At 70.0% G+C, this 22,208-nt stretch carries 18 protein-coding genes and 1 pseudogene; 13 read left to right on the top strand and 6 right to left on the bottom strand.

Annotated elements, in window-relative coordinates:
* Positions 1 to 121: 121 nt before the first annotated feature.
* Both ABZ622_RS02445 and ABZ622_RS02440 read right to left on the bottom strand, forming a co-directional pair.
* A complete protein-coding gene (locus ABZ622_RS02445; RefSeq protein WP_360539515.1) occupies positions 122 to 313 on the bottom strand; it encodes a hypothetical protein in 192 nt (63 codons plus the stop codon).
* 210 nt (positions 314 to 523) lie between these two features.
* Positions 524 to 3,490, bottom strand: a complete 2,967-nt coding sequence (locus ABZ622_RS02440; protein WP_360539513.1) for a BTAD domain-containing putative transcriptional regulator — start codon at positions 3,488 to 3,490, stop codon at positions 524 to 526.
* Between the two features lie 261 nt (positions 3,491 to 3,751).
* Between ABZ622_RS02440 and ABZ622_RS02435 the strand changes: the two genes are divergently transcribed.
* Complete coding sequence (locus ABZ622_RS02435; RefSeq protein WP_360539511.1) at positions 3,752 to 4,984, top strand: amidohydrolase family protein; 1,233 nt, start codon at positions 3,752 to 3,754, stop codon at positions 4,982 to 4,984.
* A gap of 94 nt (positions 4,985 to 5,078) precedes the next feature.
* On the opposite strand, the gene ABZ622_RS02430 is transcribed toward ABZ622_RS02435, so the two are convergent.
* Together ABZ622_RS02430 and ABZ622_RS02425 are read right to left on the bottom strand one after the other, a co-directional pair.
* Complete coding sequence (locus tag ABZ622_RS02430; protein WP_360539509.1) at positions 5,079 to 5,906, bottom strand: MerR family transcriptional regulator; 828 nt, start codon at positions 5,904 to 5,906, stop codon at positions 5,079 to 5,081.
* Between the two features lie 217 nt (positions 5,907 to 6,123).
* On the bottom strand, positions 6,124 to 6,327 hold the full coding sequence (locus ABZ622_RS02425; RefSeq protein WP_003967102.1) for a cold-shock protein: 204 nt from the start codon (positions 6,325 to 6,327) through the stop codon (positions 6,124 to 6,126).
* Between the two features lie 362 nt (positions 6,328 to 6,689).
* Here ABZ622_RS02425 and ABZ622_RS02420 point away from each other — a divergent pair, with 362 nt between their 5' ends.
* The 4 genes from ABZ622_RS02420 (at position 6,690) to ABZ622_RS02405 (ending at position 11,786) form a co-directional block, all read left to right on the top strand.
* On the top strand, positions 6,690 to 7,568 hold the full coding sequence (locus ABZ622_RS02420; RefSeq protein ID WP_360539507.1) for a menaquinone biosynthesis protein: 879 nt from the start codon (positions 6,690 to 6,692) through the stop codon (positions 7,566 to 7,568).
* Between the two features lie 479 nt (positions 7,569 to 8,047).
* Positions 8,048 to 9,880: a serine/threonine-protein kinase gene (locus tag ABZ622_RS02415; RefSeq protein WP_360539506.1), complete on the top strand. Its 1,833-nt coding sequence runs from the start codon at positions 8,048 to 8,050 to the stop codon at positions 9,878 to 9,880.
* A 72-nt stretch (positions 9,881 to 9,952) separates the two neighbouring features.
* On the top strand, positions 9,953 to 11,152 hold the full coding sequence (mqnC, locus tag ABZ622_RS02410; RefSeq protein WP_360539504.1) for a cyclic dehypoxanthinyl futalosine synthase: 1,200 nt from the start codon (positions 9,953 to 9,955) through the stop codon (positions 11,150 to 11,152).
* Between the two features lie 7 nt (positions 11,153 to 11,159).
* Positions 11,160 to 11,786: a hypothetical protein gene (locus tag ABZ622_RS02405; RefSeq protein ID WP_360539502.1), complete on the top strand. Its 627-nt coding sequence runs from the start codon at positions 11,160 to 11,162 to the stop codon at positions 11,784 to 11,786.
* 190 nt (positions 11,787 to 11,976) lie between these two features.
* Here ABZ622_RS02405 and ABZ622_RS02400 read toward each other — a convergent pair whose 3' ends face one another.
* Positions 11,977 to 12,729 (bottom strand): DUF3152 domain-containing protein, encoded by a 753-nt coding sequence (locus ABZ622_RS02400; RefSeq protein ID WP_360539500.1) that lies wholly within the window; start codon positions 12,727 to 12,729, stop codon positions 11,977 to 11,979.
* A 137-nt stretch (positions 12,730 to 12,866) separates the two neighbouring features.
* On the opposite strand from ABZ622_RS02400, the gene ABZ622_RS02395 reads away from it, so the two are divergent.
* From ABZ622_RS02395 to ABZ622_RS02385, 3 genes and pseudogenes are all read left to right on the top strand, one after another.
* Complete coding sequence (locus tag ABZ622_RS02395) at positions 12,867 to 13,559, top strand: demethylmenaquinone methyltransferase (protein ID WP_360539498.1); 693 nt, start codon at positions 12,867 to 12,869, stop codon at positions 13,557 to 13,559.
* A gap of 131 nt (positions 13,560 to 13,690) precedes the next feature.
* A pseudogene (locus ABZ622_RS02390) lies at positions 13,691 to 13,759 on the top strand (zinc-ribbon domain-containing protein); the annotation flags it as partial.
* A gap of 174 nt (positions 13,760 to 13,933) precedes the next feature.
* Positions 13,934 to 16,258, top strand: a complete 2,325-nt coding sequence (locus ABZ622_RS02385; protein ID WP_360540295.1) for a hypothetical protein — start codon at positions 13,934 to 13,936, stop codon at positions 16,256 to 16,258.
* Between the two features lie 9 nt (positions 16,259 to 16,267).
* On the opposite strand, the gene ABZ622_RS02380 is transcribed toward ABZ622_RS02385, so the two are convergent.
* Positions 16,268 to 16,792, bottom strand: coding sequence for a GNAT family N-acetyltransferase (locus ABZ622_RS02380; protein WP_360539496.1), 525 nt, complete (start codon positions 16,790 to 16,792; stop codon positions 16,268 to 16,270).
* 97 nt (positions 16,793 to 16,889) lie between these two features.
* Here ABZ622_RS02380 and ABZ622_RS02375 point away from each other — a divergent pair, with 97 nt between their 5' ends.
* The 5 genes from ABZ622_RS02375 to ABZ622_RS02355 all read left to right on the top strand — a co-directional run bounded on the left by ABZ622_RS02375 (position 16,890) and on the right by ABZ622_RS02355 (position 22,151).
* Positions 16,890 to 18,176, top strand: a complete 1,287-nt coding sequence (locus tag ABZ622_RS02375; protein WP_266913498.1) for a geranylgeranyl reductase family protein — start codon at positions 16,890 to 16,892, stop codon at positions 18,174 to 18,176.
* Between the two features lie 157 nt (positions 18,177 to 18,333).
* Complete coding sequence (locus ABZ622_RS02370; RefSeq protein ID WP_360539494.1) at positions 18,334 to 18,828, top strand: hypothetical protein; 495 nt, start codon at positions 18,334 to 18,336, stop codon at positions 18,826 to 18,828.
* A 430-nt stretch (positions 18,829 to 19,258) separates the two neighbouring features.
* Entirely contained in the window at positions 19,259 to 19,726 is a 468-nt protein-coding gene (locus tag ABZ622_RS02365; protein WP_360539492.1) for a hypothetical protein, read from the top strand.
* 9 nt (positions 19,727 to 19,735) lie between these two features.
* Complete coding sequence (locus tag ABZ622_RS02360; protein ID WP_360539490.1) at positions 19,736 to 21,580, top strand: alpha/beta hydrolase; 1,845 nt, start codon at positions 19,736 to 19,738, stop codon at positions 21,578 to 21,580.
* A 91-nt stretch (positions 21,581 to 21,671) separates the two neighbouring features.
* Complete coding sequence (locus ABZ622_RS02355; RefSeq protein WP_360539488.1) at positions 21,672 to 22,151, top strand: hypothetical protein; 480 nt, start codon at positions 21,672 to 21,674, stop codon at positions 22,149 to 22,151.
* The last annotated feature ends 57 nt before the right edge of the window (positions 22,152 to 22,208 follow it).

The following is a 22,208-nucleotide window of genomic DNA, read 5'->3' as shown; positions in this document are numbered from 1 at the left end:
CGAGCCGGCGGCTCGTGCCCCTCTGTTGTGCGCCCGCAGACGTACGACGGCCGCGACGGCTCCCCCTCCGCGCCGCCGCGGCCGTTCCCCCGTGCCCCCCGTGCCCCCGTCGACGGAAGTCCTAGTTGGCCGGCTCGCTCGTGGCGTGGGTGTCCATGAGCTTGATGTCGCCGCCGGTGGCGTGGGTGTCCGTGAGCTTGATGTCGCCGCCGGTGGCGTGCGTGTCCTGGGTCGTCGCCGACCCGGTCTCAGCGCCGGTGGCGTGGGTGTCCTGCGGCTTGATGATCGGGTCGGTCTTCTTCTTTTCGCCCATGATGGTCATCTCCGTTGTAGCTGGCATGCTGCGTTGGAGAGGCCCGCCCAGCTGTTCCCCCGTGGACTGCCGGACGGGCCCCTGTCAGGGCCGCTCACCCTAATGGTTTGGCCGCTCATCGCCCCGTCTGCCCCCCGACACGACGGATCGACAGACACGAGCTTGCCGTCCGGCGATAAACGAACGATGAACGACCGGGCCCGGCCGGCGTCATGCCCGCTCGGGGGAGACCTGGACAAGCAGGTCGCGGATCCCCGCCGCCTCGTCGGAACCGAGGTCGTCGTAGATCGCGAGGGCTTCGCGCCAGCAGACCAGGGCCCGTCCGGACTGGCCTATCCCGTCGAGGGCGTGCCCGAGCACGGTGAGTACGTTTCCCCGGCGCCACTCCCCGCCGATGCCGCGCAGGACGGTCAGCGCCATCTCCGCCTTGGAGGCGGCCTGGGCCGCGTTGTCACCCACCAGATCCGCTTCCGCGAGGCGGAACAAGGTCATTCCTTCCCAGAGCCGCTGACGGCTGTCGCGGAAGACCTTCAGGGCTTCCAGGAAGCTGTCGGTCGCCTCGGAGAGCTCTCCGCACCGGGTCAACGCGATTCCGAGTGCGTAGCGGGCATTGGCCCCGCGCAGCGTGTGCCCCAGACCTTCGTAGATCTCGATTCCCTCACGCGCCAGAGCGACGGCGCTCGCCGTCCGGCCCATGGCCAGGTGGACCCGGGACAGGTTGCACAGCGCCGAAGCCTCTCCCGGGAGGTTCTCGCCGGTACGGAAATCCTCGATCGCCTGAGTCAGGTACTTCTCGCCGTCCTCGTGGCGGCTCTGGTAGATGGCGATGACCCCGAGGTGGTTGAGCGCCCAGCAGTTGGGAAGCGGATCGCGCCCGTCGTGCGACAACTCCACCACTTGGAGAGCCTCTTGATCGGCCTGGGCGAACCGGCCGGCACCCAGGTGGGCGTTGCTCAATGTGACCAGGGCGCGCCGTTCGGCATGGCGGTCGTCGCATGTGCGGGCGGCACTCAGCATGAACGAGGCGGCGGCCTCGTACTGCTTGGAGTTCGCGCCGGACTCGGCGAGATCCAGGGCGGCCCACAGCAGGTCGATCGCCCGGCGGAGCACTTCAGGACCGGAGGACTGGCGCACGCATGCCAGCAACGGACCGGCTTCCGAATAGAGCCAGTCCTGGGCGTCGTGCCGGTCGGTGAACGACAGTCCCGCGTGTCCCGTCGGCTTCAGGTGGTCCACCAGCCGGTCACCCGGCCGCTCCAGCGCGTACACCCCCGCCGCCGTCGCCAGATAGAAGTCCAGCAGCCGCGACAGCGCCGACTCCCGTTCCTCCAGGGGCTCCTCGCCCCGCTCCGCGCAGGAACGCGCGTAGAGGCGCACCAGGTCGTGGTAGCGGTACCGGCCGGGCGCCGCGGACTCCACGAGGCTGGTGTCGACCAGCGCCTCCAGGAGGTCCTCCGCGTCGTGCACGTCCAGGTTCAGCAGGGCGGCCGCGGCGGCCAGGGAGATGTCCGGGCCGTCCGCCAGGCCCAGGAGGCGGAAGGCGCGGGCCTGGGCGGGCTCCAGCTGGCCGTAGCCGAGTTCGAAGGTGGCCTTCACCGCGAGGTCGCCGGCCTGGAGCTCGTCGAGACGGCGGCGTTCGTCGGCGAGCTTGGCGGCCAGGACGGAGACCGTCCAGGTGCGGCGGGCGGCCAGTCGGGAGGCGGCGATGCGGATGGCCAGCGGGAGGAAACCGCAGGCGGCGACCACGTCGAGGGCGGCCTCCCGCTCGGAGTTGATCCGTTCTTCGCCCACGATGCGGGTGAAGAGCTGGAGCGCCTCCTCGGGGGACATCACGTCCAGGTCGACGAGATGGGCGCCGGCCAGGTCGACCATGCGGACGCGGCTGGTGACCAGGGCCGCGCAGCCCGCGGTGCCGGGCAGGAGCGGGCGGATCTGGGCCGCGTCGTGGGCGTTGTCGAGGAGCACCAGGATGCGGCGGCCGTCCAGCGTGGACCGGTACAGCGCGGCGCGCTCGTCCAGGGAGTCCGGGATCGCCGAGTCCGCGGTGCCCAGGGCGCGCAGGAACGCGCCCAGGACCGTCTCCGGCTCCGCCGCCCGCGCTCCCGCGCCCTGGAGGTCCACGTACAGCTGACCGTCCGGGAAGTGCCGGCGCGCCCGGTGGGCGACGTGCACGGCGAGGGTCGTCTTGCCGACGCCGCCGATCCCGGCCAGCGCCGAGACGGCCATCACCGACCCCTCGGCGGTCGCCAGCCGGTCGCCCAGTTCGCGTACGAAGGAGGCGCGGCCGGTGAAGTCCGGCACGGTGGCCGGGAGCTGGGCGGGGCGCATCGGGGCCGGGGCGGGGGCCGGTTCGTCCGCGGGGCGGGCGAGCTCCTCGTCGGCGCGCAGGATGCGCTGCTGGAGCTGGGCGAGCTCGGGGCGCGGGTCCACGCCCAGCTCGTCGGCGAGCAGCCGGCGGGTGTCGGCGTACACGGCCAGCGCCTCGGCCTGGCGGCCGCTGCGGTACAGGGCGACCATCAGCAGCTCGCGCAGCCGCTCCCGCAGCGGGTGCGCGGCCGTGAGCGCGGTCAGCTCGGAGACCGCCTCGGCGTGGCAGCCGACCTCCAGGTCCAGGTCCAGACGGGTCTCGGTGAGCTGGAGCCGCCATTCCTCCAGGCGGGTGCGCTGGTTCTCGGCGTACGGACCGGGCACCGAGGCCAGCGCCTCGCCGTCCCACAGCCCGAGCGCCTTGTTGAGGAGGGTCCGGGCCTGGCAGCGGTCGCCGGAGGCCCGCGCCTTGTCCGCGTCGGCCGCCAGCTCCTGGGCCACCGTCACGTCCAGCGCGTCCCGGCCGGCCCGGATCGCGTACCCGCCGGCGTCGCTGACCAGCGTCTGCGGGTCGAGCACCTTGCGCAGCCGGGAGGCATACGTACGTATCGTGGCGAGCGCCTGGGAGGGCGGTTCGTCGCCCCAGATCGCGTCGATGAGCTCCGAGGCGGTGGCCGTGCGGCCACCGCGCAGCAGGAGTGCCGCCAGCAGGGCGCGCTGCTGCGGCGAGCCGGACGACAGCGCTTCGCCGTCCCGCCATGCCCGTACCGGACCGAGTACGGAGAAACGCAGATCGACGCCGTCCGCCGACCGCTGTTGTGGAGCGCGCTGCTCCGGAACACGCACGTGTGGCCCGATGTCACGGTCCATTGCCGCCCCCTGCCCTGCTCGCCCCGCCTGTGCTGCCCATCGTGCTTGATGCTGCCCGCCTGGATTGCCCGCCCATGTGCCGTCCGGGGCGGGGGGATCCGGATTGGTCGGTACCGCTGGTATCGCGCTCAACAGTCTGCCTTGTCTTGGGTGGCACGTCAGCAGTGGGTGACTCTCTGCACAAGCCCTCGACAACGAATACCGAACGGGGTCCGGTCCGGATAGCTGACGGTTCGTCAGATCGGCGCTACGGTGGTATGCATGGAGACCTTCCCGAAGATCATCTCGGTGGACGACCACACGGTGGAGCCCCCTCATGTCTGGCGGGACCGGCTCCCGTCCAGGTACCTCGACCGCGGCCCCCGGATCGTCCGCGCACCGCTCAAGGAAATGACCTTCATGGGCGGGAAGTTCGCGCCCGTGATGGGTGCGAAGGGTGACGACGGGCCGATCGGCGACTGGTGGGTGTACGAGGACCTGCACCGCCCGCTCACCCGGCTCGACACCGCGGTCGGCTACGACCGGGACGAGATCAAGCTGGAGATCATCACCTACGAGCGGATGCGTCCAGGTTCGTTCTCGGTTCCCGAGCGGCTCGCCGACATGGACGTCAACCACGTCCAGTCCGCGCTCTGCTTCCCCACCTTCCCGCGCTTCTGCGGCCAGACCTTCACCGAAGCGAAGGACCGCGAGCTGGGGCTGCTCGGAGTGCGCGCGTACAACGACTGGATGGTCGAGGAGTGGTGCGGCCCCGAGGCGCACGGCCGGCTCGTCCCGCTCACCCTGATCCCGCTCTGGGACGCGGAGCTGGCCGCGGCCGAAGTGCGGCGCAACGCGGCGCGCGGGGTGCGCGCGGTGGCGTTCTCCGAGATACCCCCGCACCTCGGACTGCCCTCGATTCACACGGACGAGTGGGATCCGTTCCTGCGGGCCTGTGACGAGACCGGGACGGTGATCGCCATGCACATCGGCTCGTCCTCGAAGATGCCGTCCACCTCGGCGGACGCCCCGCCCGCTGTCGGATCCACCATCACCTTCGCCAACTGCTGCTTCTCGATGGTCGACTGGCTGATGAGCGGCAAGTTCGAAAGGTTCCCGAACCTCCGGATCATGTACGCGGAGGGACAGATCGGCTGGATCCCGTACATCCTGGAGCGCGCCGACGTGGTGTGGGAGGAGAACCGGGCCTGGGGCGGCGTCGCCGACAAGGTCCACCGCCCGCCGTCGGAGCTGTTCTCCGAGCATGTCTTCGGCTGCTTCTTCGACGACGCCTTCGGGCTGAAGAACCTGGACTCCATCGGTGTCGGGAACGTCCTCTACGAGACGGACTACCCGCACTCCGACTCCACCTGGCCCAAGTCGCGCGAGGTCGGCGAGGCGCAGATGGGGCATCTGGACGCCGATGTGGTGGACCGGATCGTGCGCCGCAACGCGATCGACCTGCTGGGGCTGACGGACGACGGGCTGTGGGCGGGGCCCGGCGGAGGGCACTAGGTGTGCTGGCCTGCCGGCCCAGGGGTGGCGGAGAACGTGACACTCCAGGTATCGGGTGTCACGTTCTCCGCCGGCCACGGGTGTCCGGAGCGGGTCAGACCTGGGCGACCGGCTCCTGGAGCTCCGTCACCCACTGCTCCCGGTCCTCGGGGCACTCCAGGCTGATCTCCCGGGCATACCCCGCGGACCGGTAGCCGTTGGCGTCGATCCAGCGGGCCAGGGTCTGCGCCGTCGGCAGCACGCTGTCCATCGAACCCCGGTGGACGACGGTCGCCGCCTCGAAGGGGGGCAGTTCGACCACCGTGATTCCGGTGTCGCCCAGCGGGCCCACCGGGGCGGACACCGTGACCCCCGCGTGGACGACGACCGAGCCGCCGCCCTCCGGGGCGTCCTCGTAGTGCGCGATCCCGGGACCGCTCGGAACGACACCCGCCTCGCCCAGCAGCGGGAACAGCCGGTCGTACAGTGGGCCGATCACCGGAGTGATGTCCTCCGGTTCGAAGCCGGCCGCGGTGCCGGTCAGTTCGGCGACCCGTACCGCGGCGACATTCTTGACGACGACATCGTCCATGGACATGCTTCCCTCGCTCTCGATCGACCGGAGCCTCGCCTCGACCTGCGTCAGCCTCGCGGCCGCCGCCCTCATGGCCTCCTCCAACTCCGCCCGGCGCAGCCGCAGCATCCCGCGCAGCTCCTCCGGCCCCACCTGCTTGTCGAGGATGGCCCGCACCTGCTGGAGCGTGAAGCCGAGATCCTTGAGGGCGATGACGCGGTTGAGGCGGGCGAGTTGGGCGGCTCCGTAGAAGCGGTAGCCGGTGGCGGGGTCGGTACGGTCCGGGCGCAGCAGCCCGATGGCGTCGTAGTGACGCAGCATCCGGGCCGATACCCGTCCGTACCGGGCGAAGTCTCCGATGGTGAACATGATGTCTCCCAGCCCACCGCCTCACACGGTGTCAAGGTCAAGCGCCGCCGTCCCGCGGGCCGGCACCGGAAGGAAAAGGGGAGCGGGGGAGAGGGGGAGGAACGGAAAAGGGGGTGGAAAGGGGGGTGGAAATGGCAGGAGCCCCGTTCCCCGCCGAAGCGGAGGAGCGGGGCTCCTTGGGTACTACTAGCCGGCCGCGATCGGCCGACCCGGGCAACTAGGCCGGGGTGACGTTCTCAGCCTGCGGACCCTTGGGTCCCTGAGTGACGTCGAAGTTCACGACCTGGTTCTCCTCGAGGGAGCGGAACCCGGACGCGTTGATCGCGGAGTAGTGGACGAAGACATCCGGGCCGCCGCCGTCCTGGGCGATGAAGCCGAAGCCCTTTTCAGCGTTGAACCACTTGACGGTTCCGGTAGCCATAAGCCCTCCTTGGGCCAAAGGGTTGCCCTGCTCCAGAACCTGCAAAGAAGTCTGAAAACTACAAAAGCCTGCGGGTTACATGCTCCGCAGGCTCTGTACTGCAAGGGAAACCAAACTGCAACTTGCGTCGAGCCTAGCACGCAGCGTGTATCGAAGGGTAGAGGGAAAGATCACTTCACTCGGATGTTTGATTGCCGCGCTGATGAGCTGACGAAGTGGGCGTACGGGACGGTGTCGTGGGGGTGACTTCCGGGCGTACGAAGGGGGCCCGAGGGCTCCTCCGGGGCGCCCCGGGAGTGAGATCGGATGTGCCTCGCGCCCCCGGTGCCCTCCGGATCGCGCCACGGGTCTAGCCTCGCGATGTGGACAATTCAATCGTCTCAACCGCCGCAGGCGACGACCGTCGCAGCCGGCCGCGCGTCGGCCACATCCAGTTCCTGAACTGCCTTCCCCTCTACTGGGGACTGGCGCGTACCGGAACCCTGCTCGACCTGGAGCTCTCCAAGGACTCCCCGGAGAAGCTCAGCGAGCAGCTGATCAGGGGCGATCTGGACATCGGCCCCGTCACCCTGGTCGAGTACCTGCGCAACGCCGACGACCTGGTCGCCTTCCCCGACATCGCGGTGGGCTGCGACGGGCCCGTCATGTCGTGCGTGATCGTGTCGCAGGTGCCGCTGGACCAGCTCGACCGGGCCCGGGTGGCCCTCGGCTCGACCTCGCGCACCTCCGTCCGGCTCGCCCAACTGCTGCTCGCCGAGCGGTACGGGGTCAGCCCGGACTACTACACCTGCCCGCCGGACCTCGGCCTGATGATGCAGGAGGCGGACGCCGCCGTGCTGATCGGCGACGCCGCGCTGCGCGCCAACCTGCACGACGCGCCCCGGCTCGGCCTCCAGGTCCACGACCTGGGGCAGATGTGGAAGGAATGGACCGGGCTGCCGTTCGTCTTCGCGGTCTGGGCGGCCCGCAAGGACTACCTGGCGGCCGAGCCCGAGCGGGTGGGCAAGGTGCACGAGGCGTTCCTGGCCTCGCGGGACCTCTCCCTGGAGGAGGTCACCAAGGTCGCGGAGCAGGCGGCGCGCTGGGAGGCCTTCGACTCGGAGGTGCTGGAGCGGTACTTCACGACCCTGGACTTCCGCTTCGGACCGGACCAGCTGGCGGGCGTGCGGGAGTTCGCGCGCCGGATCGGTCCGACGACCGGCTTCCCGGCCGACGTGAAGGTCGAACTGCTCGGCGGCTGAGGCCCGTCGGGTGCGGAGCGCGGGGTGCGGAGCGCGGGCTCGGGTCGCCGGTCCCGGGTCGCGGGGGCGCCTGGCGCCGGGCGTGCGCCCGGCGCGGGAATGGACCGGGATAGGTGAATCCCGTACCTTTCGGGATCGCTTATCCCTTCCCGCGCCTTCTCCCGCCGTATCTTCCGTCGTATCCCCCGCCGTATCCCCCCGCCGTATCTCCCGCGGCTTCTCGCTATGCGCTTCTGCCGGGAGGTCTCGATTCGGGTTAATACGCGTCGAATAGCCGATTCCTGGACGGGGCCCCCGGGCATCCCGGCCGGCCCGGGAATCGCTCGGGTGAACGACGCATTCACGCCTTTTGTTGTGTCGAAAGCCGTTGTTCGTTCCCATAGGGGCGAAATAGGCGGATGGTTTCCTCTGTGACCCGATGACCTTCGCCCCCTAGGCTTCGGTCGGAGGTCAGGCCGGTCCACAGGGGGAGTGTCCATATGCAGCCGCTGGAAGCCGGCGAACCGCTGACCATCGGTGCCTACCGATTGCTCGGCAGGCTCGGTGCGGGCGGCATGGGCCGGGTCTATCTGGGGCGCAGCGCGGGCGGACGCACCGTCGCGGTCAAGGTCGTGCACCCCCATTTCGCGCTGGACGAGCAGTTCCGCGCGCGTTTCCGGCGGGAGGTGGACGCGGCCCGGCGGATCGGCGCGCAGTGGACGGCCCCGGTGCTGGACGCCGACCCGGACGCGCCCATTCCGTGGGTCGCCACCGGTTACGTGGCCGGCCCCGCGCTCTCCGCCGCCGTCGCCGAGCACGGCCCGCTGCCCGAGAACGCGGTACGGACGCTGGGCGCCGGACTCGGGGAGGCGCTGGCCGCGGTGCACGGACAGGGCCTCATCCACCGTGATGTGAAGCCGTCCAACGTGCTGCTGGCCCTGGACGGCCCCCGGCTGATCGACTTCGGCATCGCCCACGCCATCGGCGCCACCGCCTCGCTCACCTCCACCGGGGTCTCGGTCGGTTCGCCCGGCTACATGGCGCCGGAGCAGATCCGGGGCGTCGACATCTCGGGCGCGGCCGACGTCTTCTCGCTCGGCGCGGTGCTCGCGTACGCGGCGACCGGTACCGCCCCCTTCCTCGGCGACTCCTCCGCCGTACTCCTCTACAAGGTGGTGCACGAGGAGCCCGAGCTGGGGGAGTTGGAGGGGGACCTGCGGGAGCTGGTCGCCGGGTGCCTGGCGAAGGAGCCCGAGGACCGGCCCACGCCCATGGAGCTGGCCCGGCGGCTGGCGCCGGGCGGGGCCGCCGCGCTGGTGGCGGCCGGCTGGCTGCCCGGGCCGCTGGTGCGCGAGGTCAGCCGGGCCGCGGTCGCGCTCCTGGACCTGGAGCCGCAGGACGCACCGGTGCAGTCGGGGCCGGTGCCGTTCAGCGGCGCGGAATGGAGTGGGGACGGGGCCGGCGGGGGCAACGGTCCGAGCGGATCCGGGGGCCTGGGCGGTGGGTTCGGATCACCGGCCGAGCCCTTCCCCACGCACGACCCGACCCGGCTGTCCCACCCGGGCGTACTGCCCTCGTGGCCCGCGACCGCCGGCGCGGCCCAGTCGGCCAGGACATCGGGGGCGTTCGGACCGCCGCCGCGGACCGGGCCCTTCGGGCTGCCGGGGCAACGCGCGTCCGACCCGCATTTCTCCGTCACCGTCAGCGCGGACTCCGGCCCGGCCCGGCCGGACGCGAACCGCGGCCGGCGGCTCAGCTGCACCGTCGCCCTCGCGGTGGCGGGCGCGCTCGCCGCGGTGACCGTGGGCAGTGCGTTCATCTTCGACCTGATGCCGGGCGGCGGCAGTCAGAACAACGCCGACCACGGCAACGTCGGCAGCACCCCGCCCGCCGCCACCGGGTCCGGCCGGCCGTCGCAGCCCGCGGACTCCGGGACCGCGGCCCCGGAGCAGATCGCCGAGCTGCCGAAGGAGTTCATCGGCACCTGGAAGGGCCCGGCCACCGAGAAGACCACCGGGGCGCCGCACGGCACCCTCACCGCCGTCTTCACCGCAGGGAAGAAGGGCACGGACGTGGTCCGGATGAACACCGAGATCAGCGGCCTCGGAACCACCGTCAGCTGCAACAGCGTCGCCAGCCTCACCTCCGGCACCGCCGAGGAACTCACCCTCCACGAACGCGTCGACCCGGACCGGCCCAGCACCCCGGCCCTGTGCACCTCCACCACCACCGACGTCCACTTCACCCTGACCTCCGACGGCACCCTGAGTTTCCGGTCCGAGGAGCGGGGCGCGGGCCTGCCGTACGCCACGCTCACCAGGTCCGGCGGCTGACCCCGGAAGGGGCTGGCGTACGCTGAACCGGTCCGTAGATCCGTTGAAAAACCGCCGAAAGGTGACAGCCCGGTGACCGAGAAGGCCGACCTTCAGCCCATCCTCGACCGAGCCGCCGAGGGCGGTCGGATCTCTCCGGAGGAGGCGCTCGACCTCTACCGTTCGGCGCCGCTGCACGCACTGGGCGCGGCCGCCGACGCCGTACGCCGACGCCGTTACGCCGGTACGGAGCACATCGCGACGTACATCATCGAGCGCAACATCAACTACACGAACGTCTGTGTCACGGCCTGCAAGTTCTGCGCCTTCTACGCCGCGCCGAAGGACACCGCCAAGGGCTGGACGCGCGACCTCGACGACATCCTGCGCCGCTGCGCGGAGACCGTCGAGCTCGGCGGCACGCAGATCATGTTCCAGGGCGGGCACCACCCGGACTACGGCGTCGAGTACTACGAGGAGCACTTCTCCGCGATCAAGAAGGCGTTCCCGCAGCTGGTCATCCACTCGCTGGGCGCCTCCGAGATCGAGCACATGGCCCGGATCTCCAAGGTCTCCGCAGAGGAGGCCATCCAGCGCATCCACACCGCCGGTCTCGACTCCTTCGCGGGGGCCGGCGCCGAGCTGCTGCCGGCCCGGCCGCGCAAGGCGATCGCCCCGCTCAAGGAGTCCGGCGAGCGCTGGCTGGAGATCATGGAGGCGGCGCACCGCCTCGGTGTCGAGTCCACCTCCACCATGCTGATGGGCACCGGCGAGACCAACGCCGAGCGCATCGAGCACCTGCGGATGATCCGCGACGTACAGGACCGGACGGGCGGCTTCCGCGCGTTCATCCCGTACACGTACCAGCCGGAGAACAACAAGCTGAAGGGCCAGACGCAGGCCACGCTCTTCGAGTACCTGCGGATGATCGCCATCGCCCGGATCTTCCTGGACAACGTCGCCCACATCCAGGGCTCCTGGCTGACCACCGGCAAGGAGGTCGGCCAGCTGTCGCTGCACTACGGCGCCGACGACCTCGGCTCGATCATGCTGGAGGAGAACGTCGTCTCCTCGGCCGGTGCCAAGCACCGCTCCAACCGCCTGGAGATCATCGACCTGATCCGCAAGGCGGACCGGGTGCCGGCCCAGCGCGCCACCACGTACGAGCACCTCATCGTCCACGACGACCCGGCGAACGACCCGGTCGACGAGCGCGTGGTCTCGCACATCTCGTCCACGGCGATCGACGGCGGCACGGCCCACCCGGAGCTGAAGCTCCTCAGCACCAACTGAGGCCGCCTTGCTGACGGTTCATGCCGCCGACGCGGTCATCGGTGCCCCGGACGGGGCGGACTCCGTGGCCGTGGACGGCGGCGCGGTCGTCGCCGTCGGCCGGTACGCGGAGCTGACCGCCGCCCGCCCGCGGGCCAGGGTCAGGCGCTGGTCCGGGCTGATCACTCCCGGGCTGCTGAACGCGGCGGCCCCGGCGCTGCTGGAGGCCGCCTACCACCCGGACCCGCGCGAGGCCGACGAGCACGGCACCGAACCGCTCACCGGCGACGCGCTCACCGCACTCGGCATGGACGACGCCCGCTGGGGCGCGAGCGCCCGGCGCGGACTGCAACGGATGCTGCGGCACGGCACGACCGCCGTGCGGGGCCCGTTCACCCGCCCCGCCGTCCGTACCGCGGTCGCCCGCTCGGGGCTGCGCGTCCACGCCCCCGGCCCGGCGCCGGAAGCGGCGTCGCTCGACCCGCTGGCGTCCGTACCTGAGCCGGCCGACGCGTTCGCGGCGGCGCTGACCGTCGGCGGGCCCGCGGACCTGGCGGTGTTCGACGTACCGGACCTGGCGGCGCTGCGGACCGAGGGCGCCGGGCGCTGCACGGCGACGGTGCTCGGCGGGCGCCTGGTCTTCCGCCGCAGCTGATACGTACGGCTGTTACGTACGGCTGTTACGTACGGCTGTTACGTACGGCTGGCGCGCAGGGCCGGGGCGTACGGCTGATACGTACGCACGGCGGGTCGCGTCACGGCACCTGGCAGGCTCACGGCACCTGGCAGGCTCACGGCACCTGGCTGACCCACGGCACCTGGCTGACCCACGGCACCTGGCAGGCTCACGGCACCTGCGGGCCGCTCAGATATCGGCCCTCGGCGTCGTACGGCCAGGCGTTGGAGACGCACCCCTTCAGCCCGTATATCTGCTGCATCATCGCGGGGGCGGGGCGGCCCTTGCCCGGGCAGGTCTCGTGGCCGTGGCCCAGCCAGTGGCCGACCTCGTGATTGATGATCAGGGCCCGGTACTCGGCGAGCGGGCCGTGGAACTCGGGCGATCCCCGCTGCCAGCGCTTGAGGTTGACCATGACGTCGGCGCCGACCCGGCAGTTGACCTCGCCGTGGGTGTCGAGGCCGCTCTTGCCGCAGATGGCGTCGGTGGTCTCCGGCGTGGCGATCCGGACGACGAGCCCGGCCGGTCCTTCGGAGACCCGGCGGAAGGTGTGCTCGCCGTGGTGCGACCAGCCGCGTGGCGCGGCCAGGATCCGGGCGATCTCGGCGGCGGCCCGGTCCGGGTCGACGCCCGATCCGTCCTCCACCTCGACCCGGTACGCCAAGTCCTTGCTCCCGCCCGCCCCCGCGCCCTTCCCCTTGTGCCCGCCGGCGTCGGGAGCAGCGGCGACGGTGAACGTGCCGGTGCCCGGCGAACTCCCGGACGCGGACGGCGCGGACGCCTTCCCCTCGGCGCCGGTGCTCTCCCGCGGCCCCAGCACGGCGGCGGCACAGAGCAGCGCCACCGGGACGGCGGCGGCGACGAGCAGGCGCCCTCGGCGGCGTTCCGGCCGTGACCGGAGGCGTGCGTCTCGTACGGACATCTGGGCTCCCCCTGGATCCCGGTGGCTCGGTGCCCCCTCCAGTACTGACCGTCGGCAGAGCGGATTGGTTCAGTCCACTCGGGTAACGACTTGCGACCGGCGCGGAGCGGCCGGGACCGGGCTGCTTGAATGGGTGGGTGACCCGAGCATCCCTGGACAAGCAGCCGCACGAAGTCGCCACGATGTTCGACGGCGTGGCGGCGAACTACGACCTCACCAACGACGTGCTGTCGCTCGGCCAGGCCCGGCTGTGGCGCAAGGAGGTCGCGAAGGCGGTGCACGCCCGGCCGGCCGAGAAGATCCTCGACCTCGCCGCGGGTACGGCGACGTCGTCGCTGCCGTTCGCCGCGACGGGCGCGTACGTCGTGCCGTGCGACTTCTCCCTCGGGATGCTCCAGGAGGGCAAGAAGCGCAACTCCTGGCTGCCCTTCACCGCGGGCGACGCCACCAGGCTGCCGTTCCGCGACGAGACCTTCGACGCGGTGACGATCTCCTTCGGGCTGCGCAACGTCCAGGACACGGACGCGGCGCTGCGCGAGCTGCACCGGGTGACCAAGCCGGGCGGCCGGGTGGTGATCTGCGAGTTCTCGCAGCCGACCTGGGCGCCGTTCCGCACGGTCTACACCGAGTACCTGATGCGGGCGCTGCCGCCGGTCGCCCGCGCGGTGTCCTCCAACCCCGACGCGTACGTCTACCTCGCCGAATCCATCCGTGCCTGGCCCGACCAGCCCGGACTCGCGGCCGCGCTCCAGCGGGCCGGCTGGTCGAAGGTCGCCTGGCGCAACCTGACCGGCGGTGTGGTGGCGCTGCACCGGGGCGTACGCCCCTGAGGCTGGTTCCGTAGGCAACACTTCGGCGAATTCCGGCGCAGGGAACCGGGCGGCGGGGTAGACGTGTCCGTTGAAACGCACATGTCTTCCCCGACGTCGTCCCCCTCCCCGTTCCTGCCGCCGGAGCCCGCATGCCGCTGTACTGCCCCTTCTGTGGAACACCGGCCCCGGACGGGGCGCGCTTCTGTATGAAGTGCGGGCGCGAACGCCCGACGGCCGCCGATACGGCACCGGCCGCCGCCCCACCGGCGATGCCGGACGTACCGTCGGCGATGCCGGACGTACCGCCCCGGCCCGAGCCGCTCGGATCGCAGCCCAGGCCCGAGCCGCTCGGGCCGCCGCCTCACCAGCCCCCGCCGCCCGGTCATGTGCCGATGCCTGCCGCTCCACCGCCGCCGGTCCCGCCGGGCCAGGTGGTTCCGTCGCCCCTCGGCGCGTTCTTCGGCCGGACCTTCCGGGGCGACTGGGCGGGTTCGGCGAAGGCGGCCGCCTGGCCCACCGGACTGATCCTGGCCCTCGCGGTGGCGCTCGCCATCCCCTCGTACGGGCAGGGCGACGACATCGTCGTCGGCTGGGGCGACCGGCTGCGGATCGCGCTGGCGATGCTGCTCCAGGCGTTCGGCGGCGGCTTCGACCTGCGGTCCGCCGGCCCGGTCGGCGGCGGTTTCGAGGGCGGCGGTTACTACGGCGACGGCGACGGCGACGGCATGTCGCAGGGCGGCGCCTCGCTGTCCGTGGTCCCGCTGACGGTCACCGTGCTGTGGGTGGGCGCGCTGATCCTAGGCGCCCGCCGGGCCCGTGCGCAGGGCGACGGACTGGAGGCGGCGGTGAGGATCGGCCTGGTGGCCTCCGCCGCCGTGCTGGTCCTCGGACTGTTCGCCCAGCCCGATGTCGCGGGCGTGTCGGTCTCGTCCGCGCCACTCCTCGCCACGCTCGGGGCGCTGGTCATCTCGCTGCTCGTCACCGGCGGCGTACTCCAGCGCGACGCCGCGGCACAGTGGCTGGCCGCGCGCCCGGCGGCGCTCACCACGGCGCGGGCGCTGGGAACGGCCGTACGGGCCCTGGGCGCGGTGCTCCTGCTCTGCGGCCTGGTCGGGTACATCACGTACGCCAACGCCGACGGCGTGGACGGCGAGGCCATGCTGATCGCACTGCCGCTGCTGCCGAACATCGGCCTGGCGGTGCTCGGGCTGAGCTGGGGCGCCCCGGTCGAGTACGACATGCGCGGACAGGTGAACCTCTTCGGCTCGGGCATGGAGCACGGCTCCGTCGGGCTGTCCGAACTGGGCCGGGAAGTGAACGGCTGGGCGGTGACCGGCGCGCTGGCCATCGGCGTCGTCTGTGCGCTGACCGTGGGGATCTGGGCCGCCCGACGCTCGGCGGACCGCCGCGAACAGGCCACCGCGGGCGCGCTGTTCCTCGCGATGTTCCTGGTGCTGAGCGGCATCGGCGGAGTGTCCGTCGAGCTGTCGGGCGGCGGCTTCGGGGACATGGGCGGCCAGGGCACGGCGGAGCTGGCGACGAGTGTGTCGGACGCGCTGCTGTTCGGCCTGTTGTGGGTGGGCGGCGCGGTGCTCGTGGCACCGCATCTGCTGCGGCTGACGGGACGGGCGACTACGGTCGCGCCGCGGGTGCCGGTGCCCGCGCCCGCACCCATGCCCGCGCCGACGCCTGTGCCGCCGCTGCCGGGTGCGGCGCCGGAGGCCCGGACGGCGGTGGTCCCGTACGCCGTTTCTGCGGCGGAGCCGCCCCCGCCCCCGACTCCGACCTCGTACGACATGCAGACCGTCGCACCGCCCACCGATCCCGCGCCCGCACCCGCGACCGCCGCCTCGCCCGCGACCACTACCCCGCCCGCGACCACTACCCCGTCCGCGACCACAGCCCTGTCCGTGACCGCCGCCTCGCCCGCGACCACTACAACCCTGTCCGTGACCGCCGCCTCGCCCGCGACCACCGCCCCGCCCGGCTCCCGGAAGCGCTCCGCCCTCGTCTGGACCGGCACTCTCGTCGCGGCGCTGCTCGTCGGTGGTGGCGCGACGGTCGGGGTGCTGGCCCTGACGGACAGCGGGGGCGGAGGCGGGGCCGGGGCCGGAGCGGTCGAGGACGACAGGCCCACCGCCGAGGCCAGGAACAGCCAGGCACCCTCGGCCGAGCCGACGCAGCAACAGACCCCCACCACCCCCACCACCAGCCCGCCCGCCTCCACGGTCTCCGCCACCCCGTCGGTCCCCGCCGCTCCCACCGTCCCCGAGGGCTTCCGGCTCGTCTCCGACACCGCCGGCTTCTCCTTCGCCGTCCCCACGGTCTGGGACCGGCGGAGCGAGAAGAACCACCAGATCACCTACGCGGGTTCCACCGGCCGGGCCGCGCTCAAGGTCGGCGTGATCCGCGACGCCCCGTACAGCTCGTACGAGAACTTCGTGACGCTGGAGCGGACCGCCGACGCCAACCAGAAGAACTACCGACGCATCGGACTGTCGGCCAATTCCTTCCAGGGGCGGCCCGGCGCGATCTGGGAGTACACGTACGAGGACCGGGAGAGCGGCGAGACGATCCACGCGATCGACCAGAGCTACATCGCGGACGACGGCACCGAGTACGCCGTCTACACCACCGAGCGCGACACCCAGTGGCCGGACGCCCGGCGGATCTTCGACACCGCCCTGTCCACATGGACGCTCAACGACATCGACTGACGTCCGCGTTCACGGCGCCAGGGCCAGCCGGAAGCACACCGCCTCCCGGCCGGTCCCCGGCGCCGTGAAGCTCTCCGCCCGCTCCATCCCCAGCCGCCGGGCCACGGCCATGGACCGCTCGTTCCCCGCGTCGATCGTCGCCACCACCCGCGCCACCCCGGCCGCGCGCAGCCGCTCCAGCGCGAGGCGCGCGGCGGCGGTGGCGTAACCCCGGCCCCAGGCGCTCCGGGCCAGCCGCCAGCCGATCTCGATCTCGCCGACCGGCCCGCAATCGGGGCGCGGCCAGGGCTGCGCGCCCGTGAAGCCGGCCACCTCGCCGCCTTCGTCCAGCACCGTCCACAGGCAGTAGCCGAGTTCGGCGTCGAACCTGCGCTGCCGGGCGGTCCACTCCTCGTACATCGAGAGCTCCTCCGACGTACCGCCGAAGAACTCCATCACTTCGGGATCGTCGAACGCGCGATGCCAGGACAGCGCGTCCTCGTCGATCGGAACGCGCAGTTGTACGGAGGGAGCACCGGGAAGCACGGTCGACATCTGGGAGCCCTTCGGAACGTTGATCGGCGGACCCCAATAGACTGCATGGGACAGGTGCCGCGCGGCACGTGATTTCGAGTCCTCGGGAGATCCGACCGTGACCGAGCAGCCCCTCTCCGAGCACAGCGCGGATGTGATCGTCGTCGGGGCAGGCCCGGCCGGCTCCACCACCGCGTACTACCTGGCCAAGGCCGGACTGGACGTCCTGCTCCTGGAGAAGACGGCCTTCCCCCGCGAGAAGGTCTGCGGCGACGGCCTCACCCCGCGCGCCACCAAGCAGCTCGTCTCCATGGGCATCGACATCTCCGAAGAGGCCGGCTGGCTGCGCAACAAGGGCCTGCGCATCATCGGCGGCGGCGTCCGCCTCCAGCTGGACTGGCCCGACCTCGCCTCGTACCCGGACTACGGACTGGTCCGCAAGCGCGACGACTTCGACGAGCAACTGGCCCGCCAGGCGCAGAAGGCGGGCGCGCGGCTGTACGAGCGCTGCAACGTCGGCGCCCCGATCGTCGACGACCGCACCGGCCGCATCACCGGCGTCAACGCGAAGCTCGGCGAGGAGAAGCGCGAAGTCACCTTCCACGCCCCCCTTGTCGTCGCCGCCGACGGCAACTCCACCCGGCTGTCGCTCGCCATGGGCCTGCACCGCCGCGAGGACCGCCCGATGGGCGTCGCCGTCCGTACGTACTTCACCTCGCCCCGCCACGACGACGACTACCTGGAGTCCTGGCTGGAGCTGTGGGACCGCCGCGGCCCCCAGGACCGGCTGCTGCCCGGCTACGGCTGGATCTTCGGCATGGGCGACGGCACGTCCAACGTCGGCCTCGGCATCCTCAACTCCTCCTCCGCGTTCAAGGAGCTGGACTGGCGCGAGGTCCTCAAGGCATGGTGCGCCTCAATGCCGGAGGACTGGGGCTACACCCCCGAGAACATGACGACGCCGATCCGCGGTGCCGCCCTCCCGATGGCTTTCAACCGCCAGCCGCACTACACCAAGGGCCTGCTGCTCGTCGGTGACGCGGGCGGCATGGTCAACCCGTTCAACGGCGAAGGCATCGCGTACGCCATGGAGTCGGGCCAGATCGCCGCGGACGTCATCGTCCAGGCCCACGCCCGCTCGACCCCCGCCCAGCGCGAACTGGCCCTGAACAACTACCCGAAGGTGCTCAAGGAGACCTACGGCGGCTACTACACGATGGGCCGCGCCTTCGTGAAGCTGATCGGCAACCCGAAGGTCATGAAGGTCGCCACCCAGCGCGGCCTGACCCACCCGCTGCTGATGAAGTTCACCCTGAAGATGCTCGCCAACCTGACCGACCCCACGGGCGGCGACGCGATGGACCGCATCATCAACGGGCTGTCCAAGGTGGCCCCGAAGGCCTGATGATTCAAGTCTCCCTGCTCCCGGTCCTGGCCGTGCTTCGCTGAGCTGCCCAGCACCGATGGACTTTGTGCCTACGGAACAACAAGCGTTGTTCCGTAGGCATGCTGCGTTCGGGGGTTACCCCACAGCGTTGCTACGGCCTGTCGAGTCGTCGTACATGAACGCTGCCGCGGACGTGATGACGGAGCCTGCCTCGTTCACGAAGTTCCAGCAGCGTATCGACGCACTCGTCCATGACCTCGAAACAGTCGCCTCCCGACATGCACCAGGTCGGGACGGACCAGCCGCCTGTGGGCATTTCGGTGGTGGTGAGGGTGCGTGGGGTTTGGCCGATGCTCTCAGTTCCGCGCACAAGAAGGTGATCGGCGATATGGAGAAGCTGTCCAAGCTGCTGTCCGACTCGATCGAGGGCATGGGGTTGGCGGTGCTCGCCTCGAACAAGGGCTACGAGAGCGTTGACGCCGATGTCCGCGACCGGGCTGCACGCCATCAGCGCCGAGACTACGAAGAGCTTGGGTGGGCAGTACGCACTTCACCTGCCCAAGCAGCAGGCGGTCGTCGGCAAGATGGGCAGAGCAGCACATCGTGGGTGGAGGCGTCGGGTGGCGAGACCGCAGGAGGGACCGGAGGCGGGCAACGATTCGTTCGCTGACATCGGTACCGGCCCCTGAGGCGAAGAGCCATTCCGCACGGCTGCCGCGAGTCGACGAGCTTGCCGGTGCCGAAGCGATGAGGTGATCGCCAAGGCGACGCCGAGTTGCAGCAACGCCGCCCGCGCCAACCGGCTCTTCAAGCCAATTTCCTTGTCAGCCCCGGCCTTCGGCTCGCCCAATTCTTCGGCAACACCCAGCGCACCGGTCCAGAATCCGCAGGGTACCCGGCGATCGCTTCAGGTCGTGCCTTGTGGTGGGCTCGGACACAGGGGGCCCAGACACGCAAATTCAGGCCGGTCTGAGCAGCCTCGCGGACGCCGCTATCGCACTGTTCTCGTAACGTCTGTCGCGGCAGCCTTACATAGCGCAACCAGAAACTGTACAGGGCTCTCCCGAGCCGGGCTCGGGACACGGAGAGGTCGAACGCACATGGCGTGGGACGAGTGGGAACAGCTGAAAGCCGACGCGGTCCAGCGTCACACCACGCACATGCAGATCAACAGTGCGTCGCCCGATGGCGGCTATTCCGAAGCAGCGGGCGGCGCCACTGCCACCGGCGATCTCAAGTCCGAGAAGGCGGCCTGGGTTGCCGCCGGTGAAGGCGTCGCCGATCAGCGCAAGCGCTTGGGCAAAGCACTCACCGCGCTGGCCACCGGGCAGAAGGGGATCGGTGGGAACGAAGGCTGCAAGACCGCTGCGGCCCAGGGCACTGTGCACACCTCCTGGCACACCTACGTCAAGACGCTGGACGAGAAGTGCCAGGGACTGCAACAGATCTTGGAGAAGACCGGCCACGAGCTCCATACCGCCGACGAGGCGGTCAAGGACGAGTTGATCAAGCTCAAGACCAAGTACCAGGACACCCCCGCCGCGGGTGGCCAGGCAGAGGGACGGTGATCGGGCGCCATGGACTACGCGACCCTCAGGGCACTCAAGTTGTCCGAGTTCACGGAGGCCGCCGACGGCTACCGGTCGTTGAGCGACAGTGCCAGCACATCCAAGGACGACATCGACAACCGTGTGGCCGTCGGCATGCGCAAGATCCTCGAAGGAGAAGCAGCCGACTCTGCGCAGGGCGCACTCAAGGCGTTGTCCGACAACTTCCACTACGTCCGGACGGAGTGCGGTCTGATCAGTACCGCGCTCAACGGATTCGCCTACGACGTCGAGTCGGCCAAGAAGAAACTGGACGCCGCAGTCGCCGATGCGGGGGGTGCGAAGTGCACGGTCAACTCGGACGGATCGGTCAGCTACCCGGCCGGCGGAGACGAAGTCGACGGCAAGGTCCCGGAAGGCGGTACTGCGAGTGGGCTGACGGATTCCAGCGCCCGGGGAGTGGGACGTCAGGCCGCGAACCTCGACCCCAATCCTCATCACCGAGCCGCGCAGGAGTGTGCGGACCGCATTGCCGAGGCAGTCAAGGAAGCCACCGAGGCGGACGAGAAGTGGGCCCCAAAGCTGCGTGCGCTGAAAGCTGACGATGACCTGACGGTTTCGGACCACGATTGGGCCGACGCAAAGTCGGACATGGCCGGTGTGAGCAAGGCCGCTGAGTACTACCTCGACAGCATCAAGCATCCGCCCGAGGAGGGAGATTCAGAGGACAACGCTCAATGGTGGAAGGACCTCAGCCCGCAGGAGCGTGAAGCATACCTCTCGCTTCACCCCGGCGTAGTCGGTGCTCTCGATGGCCTTCCGGCAGAGGTGCGCGACGAGGCAAACCGCACGCTCTTCTCCGAGACCAAGGCCAAGTATCAGATGGATCTCGACTCCATCCCTGCCGAGCCGGCCAACAAGTTCAAGACGATCAACACCATCAACGGTCCCTTTCAAGTGCATTCCGACGAGTGGAAGGCGTGGAACGAGAAGTACGGCGACCAGAGGTCTCAACTACAGGGCGCTATGAGGGGTATGGCTGCCATCCAGGGGCGCTTCGACAGAACCGGCGAGAACGGGCTGCCCGAGGCCTACCTGCTCGGCTTCGACCCTGTCGGCGAGGGAGACGGCAAGGTCATCCTGGCAAACGGGAATCCTGACACAGCTGACCACACAGGCGTCTACGTCCCCGGAACAGGCTCGAATCTGGAAGGCATCGGCAAGGACCTCCACCGCGGCGACATCCTGTGGGCGACGAGTGACAAGCTCGCTCCCGGACAGAACATCTCGACGATCACTTGGTTCGACTACGACGCCCCACGTTCTGCTTACCCAGGTGACAAGGGCGACGCCATCCCCGAAGCGATGCACGATCGGTACGCCGAGAAAGCCGGTCCGACCCTGCGAGAGTTCATGGACGGGAACCGCGTCGCCCACCAGGGCGAATCCGGAGCAGGCAACCTCGGTCACACGACGCTGATCGGACACAGCTACGGCAGCACCGTCATTGGTGACGCTGCCAAGTCCGGAACCTTCCACGATGGTCCCTTGGCCGCTGATGACGTGGTCGTCGTTGGCAGTCCGGGTATGCAAGCCGACCGCGCCGCAGACCTTGGCATCAAACACGGCCACATGTGGGCGGAGCAGGGCGGCGGCAGTGACAACTTCGTGACGGGTGGAGGAAGAGTTGTCGGACTCGGGGACAATTGGACTATCCCGACGGACCCTGATTTCGGTGCAAATATCATGCAATCGGATGCTGCTGACCACGGCGCGTACTGGAATGGCAGCGACGACGGCTCGAAGCCGTCGGTCAGCCTGAAGAATCAGGCCCGTGTAATCGTCGGCGACTATGAAAGTGTGACCCTTGACTAGTGCTCAATCGACGTCACTGTCGAACCTTCGACGGGTTCCTTTGCTCCTGTGCGCAGTTGCCCTCGCTCTTCCCTTGGCAGGTTGTTCATCCATGAAGACTGACGACGAGAAGCTCGGTTACAAGCCCCAGGTGCGAGACGTCGAGGCGGCGGAGCAGGAGGTGAACGACATTTCCAGCAGGCTGCTTGACGCGATGAACGTAAAGGGAAAGACAAAGGGGTCGGGAGCCATGATCGCCCAGTGCGAAGCCGTCGACCCCGACATGGAGAAGTACTACACGGTGGCTCACCCCTGGTCGATCTACGACCTCAAGGAGGGGACGTTCGAAGAGGCCATGCAGAACCTGCGGGATCAACTCCCCAAGATGGGGTGGAAGATCACGAAGGATGGTGAGACGAAGTCGATCGCCAAGAACCCTGAGATCGTGGCTGTCGACACCAAGAGCCATCACACCGTGACGATCGAGTGGGCCAAGAACAGGTCCGGCGACCTGAAGCAGTTGATCAGTATCGATGTCGGTTCTCGCTGCTACAGAGCACCCGACGGAACCGACCTCTCCACCGCGCACTGACGCCTTGGGAGGCTGAGGTTCTCGCGTGGCCTTCCTGGGTGTGTGATCGCCTACCCG

This window comes from Streptomyces sp. NPDC007164 (genome assembly GCF_040634135.1).
Classification (GTDB): Bacteria; Actinomycetota; Actinomycetes; order Streptomycetales; family Streptomycetaceae; genus Streptomyces; species Streptomyces sanglieri.
Note: the sequence above shows the minus strand (reverse complement) of the source record. Positions and strands in the feature narration are given on the sequence as shown.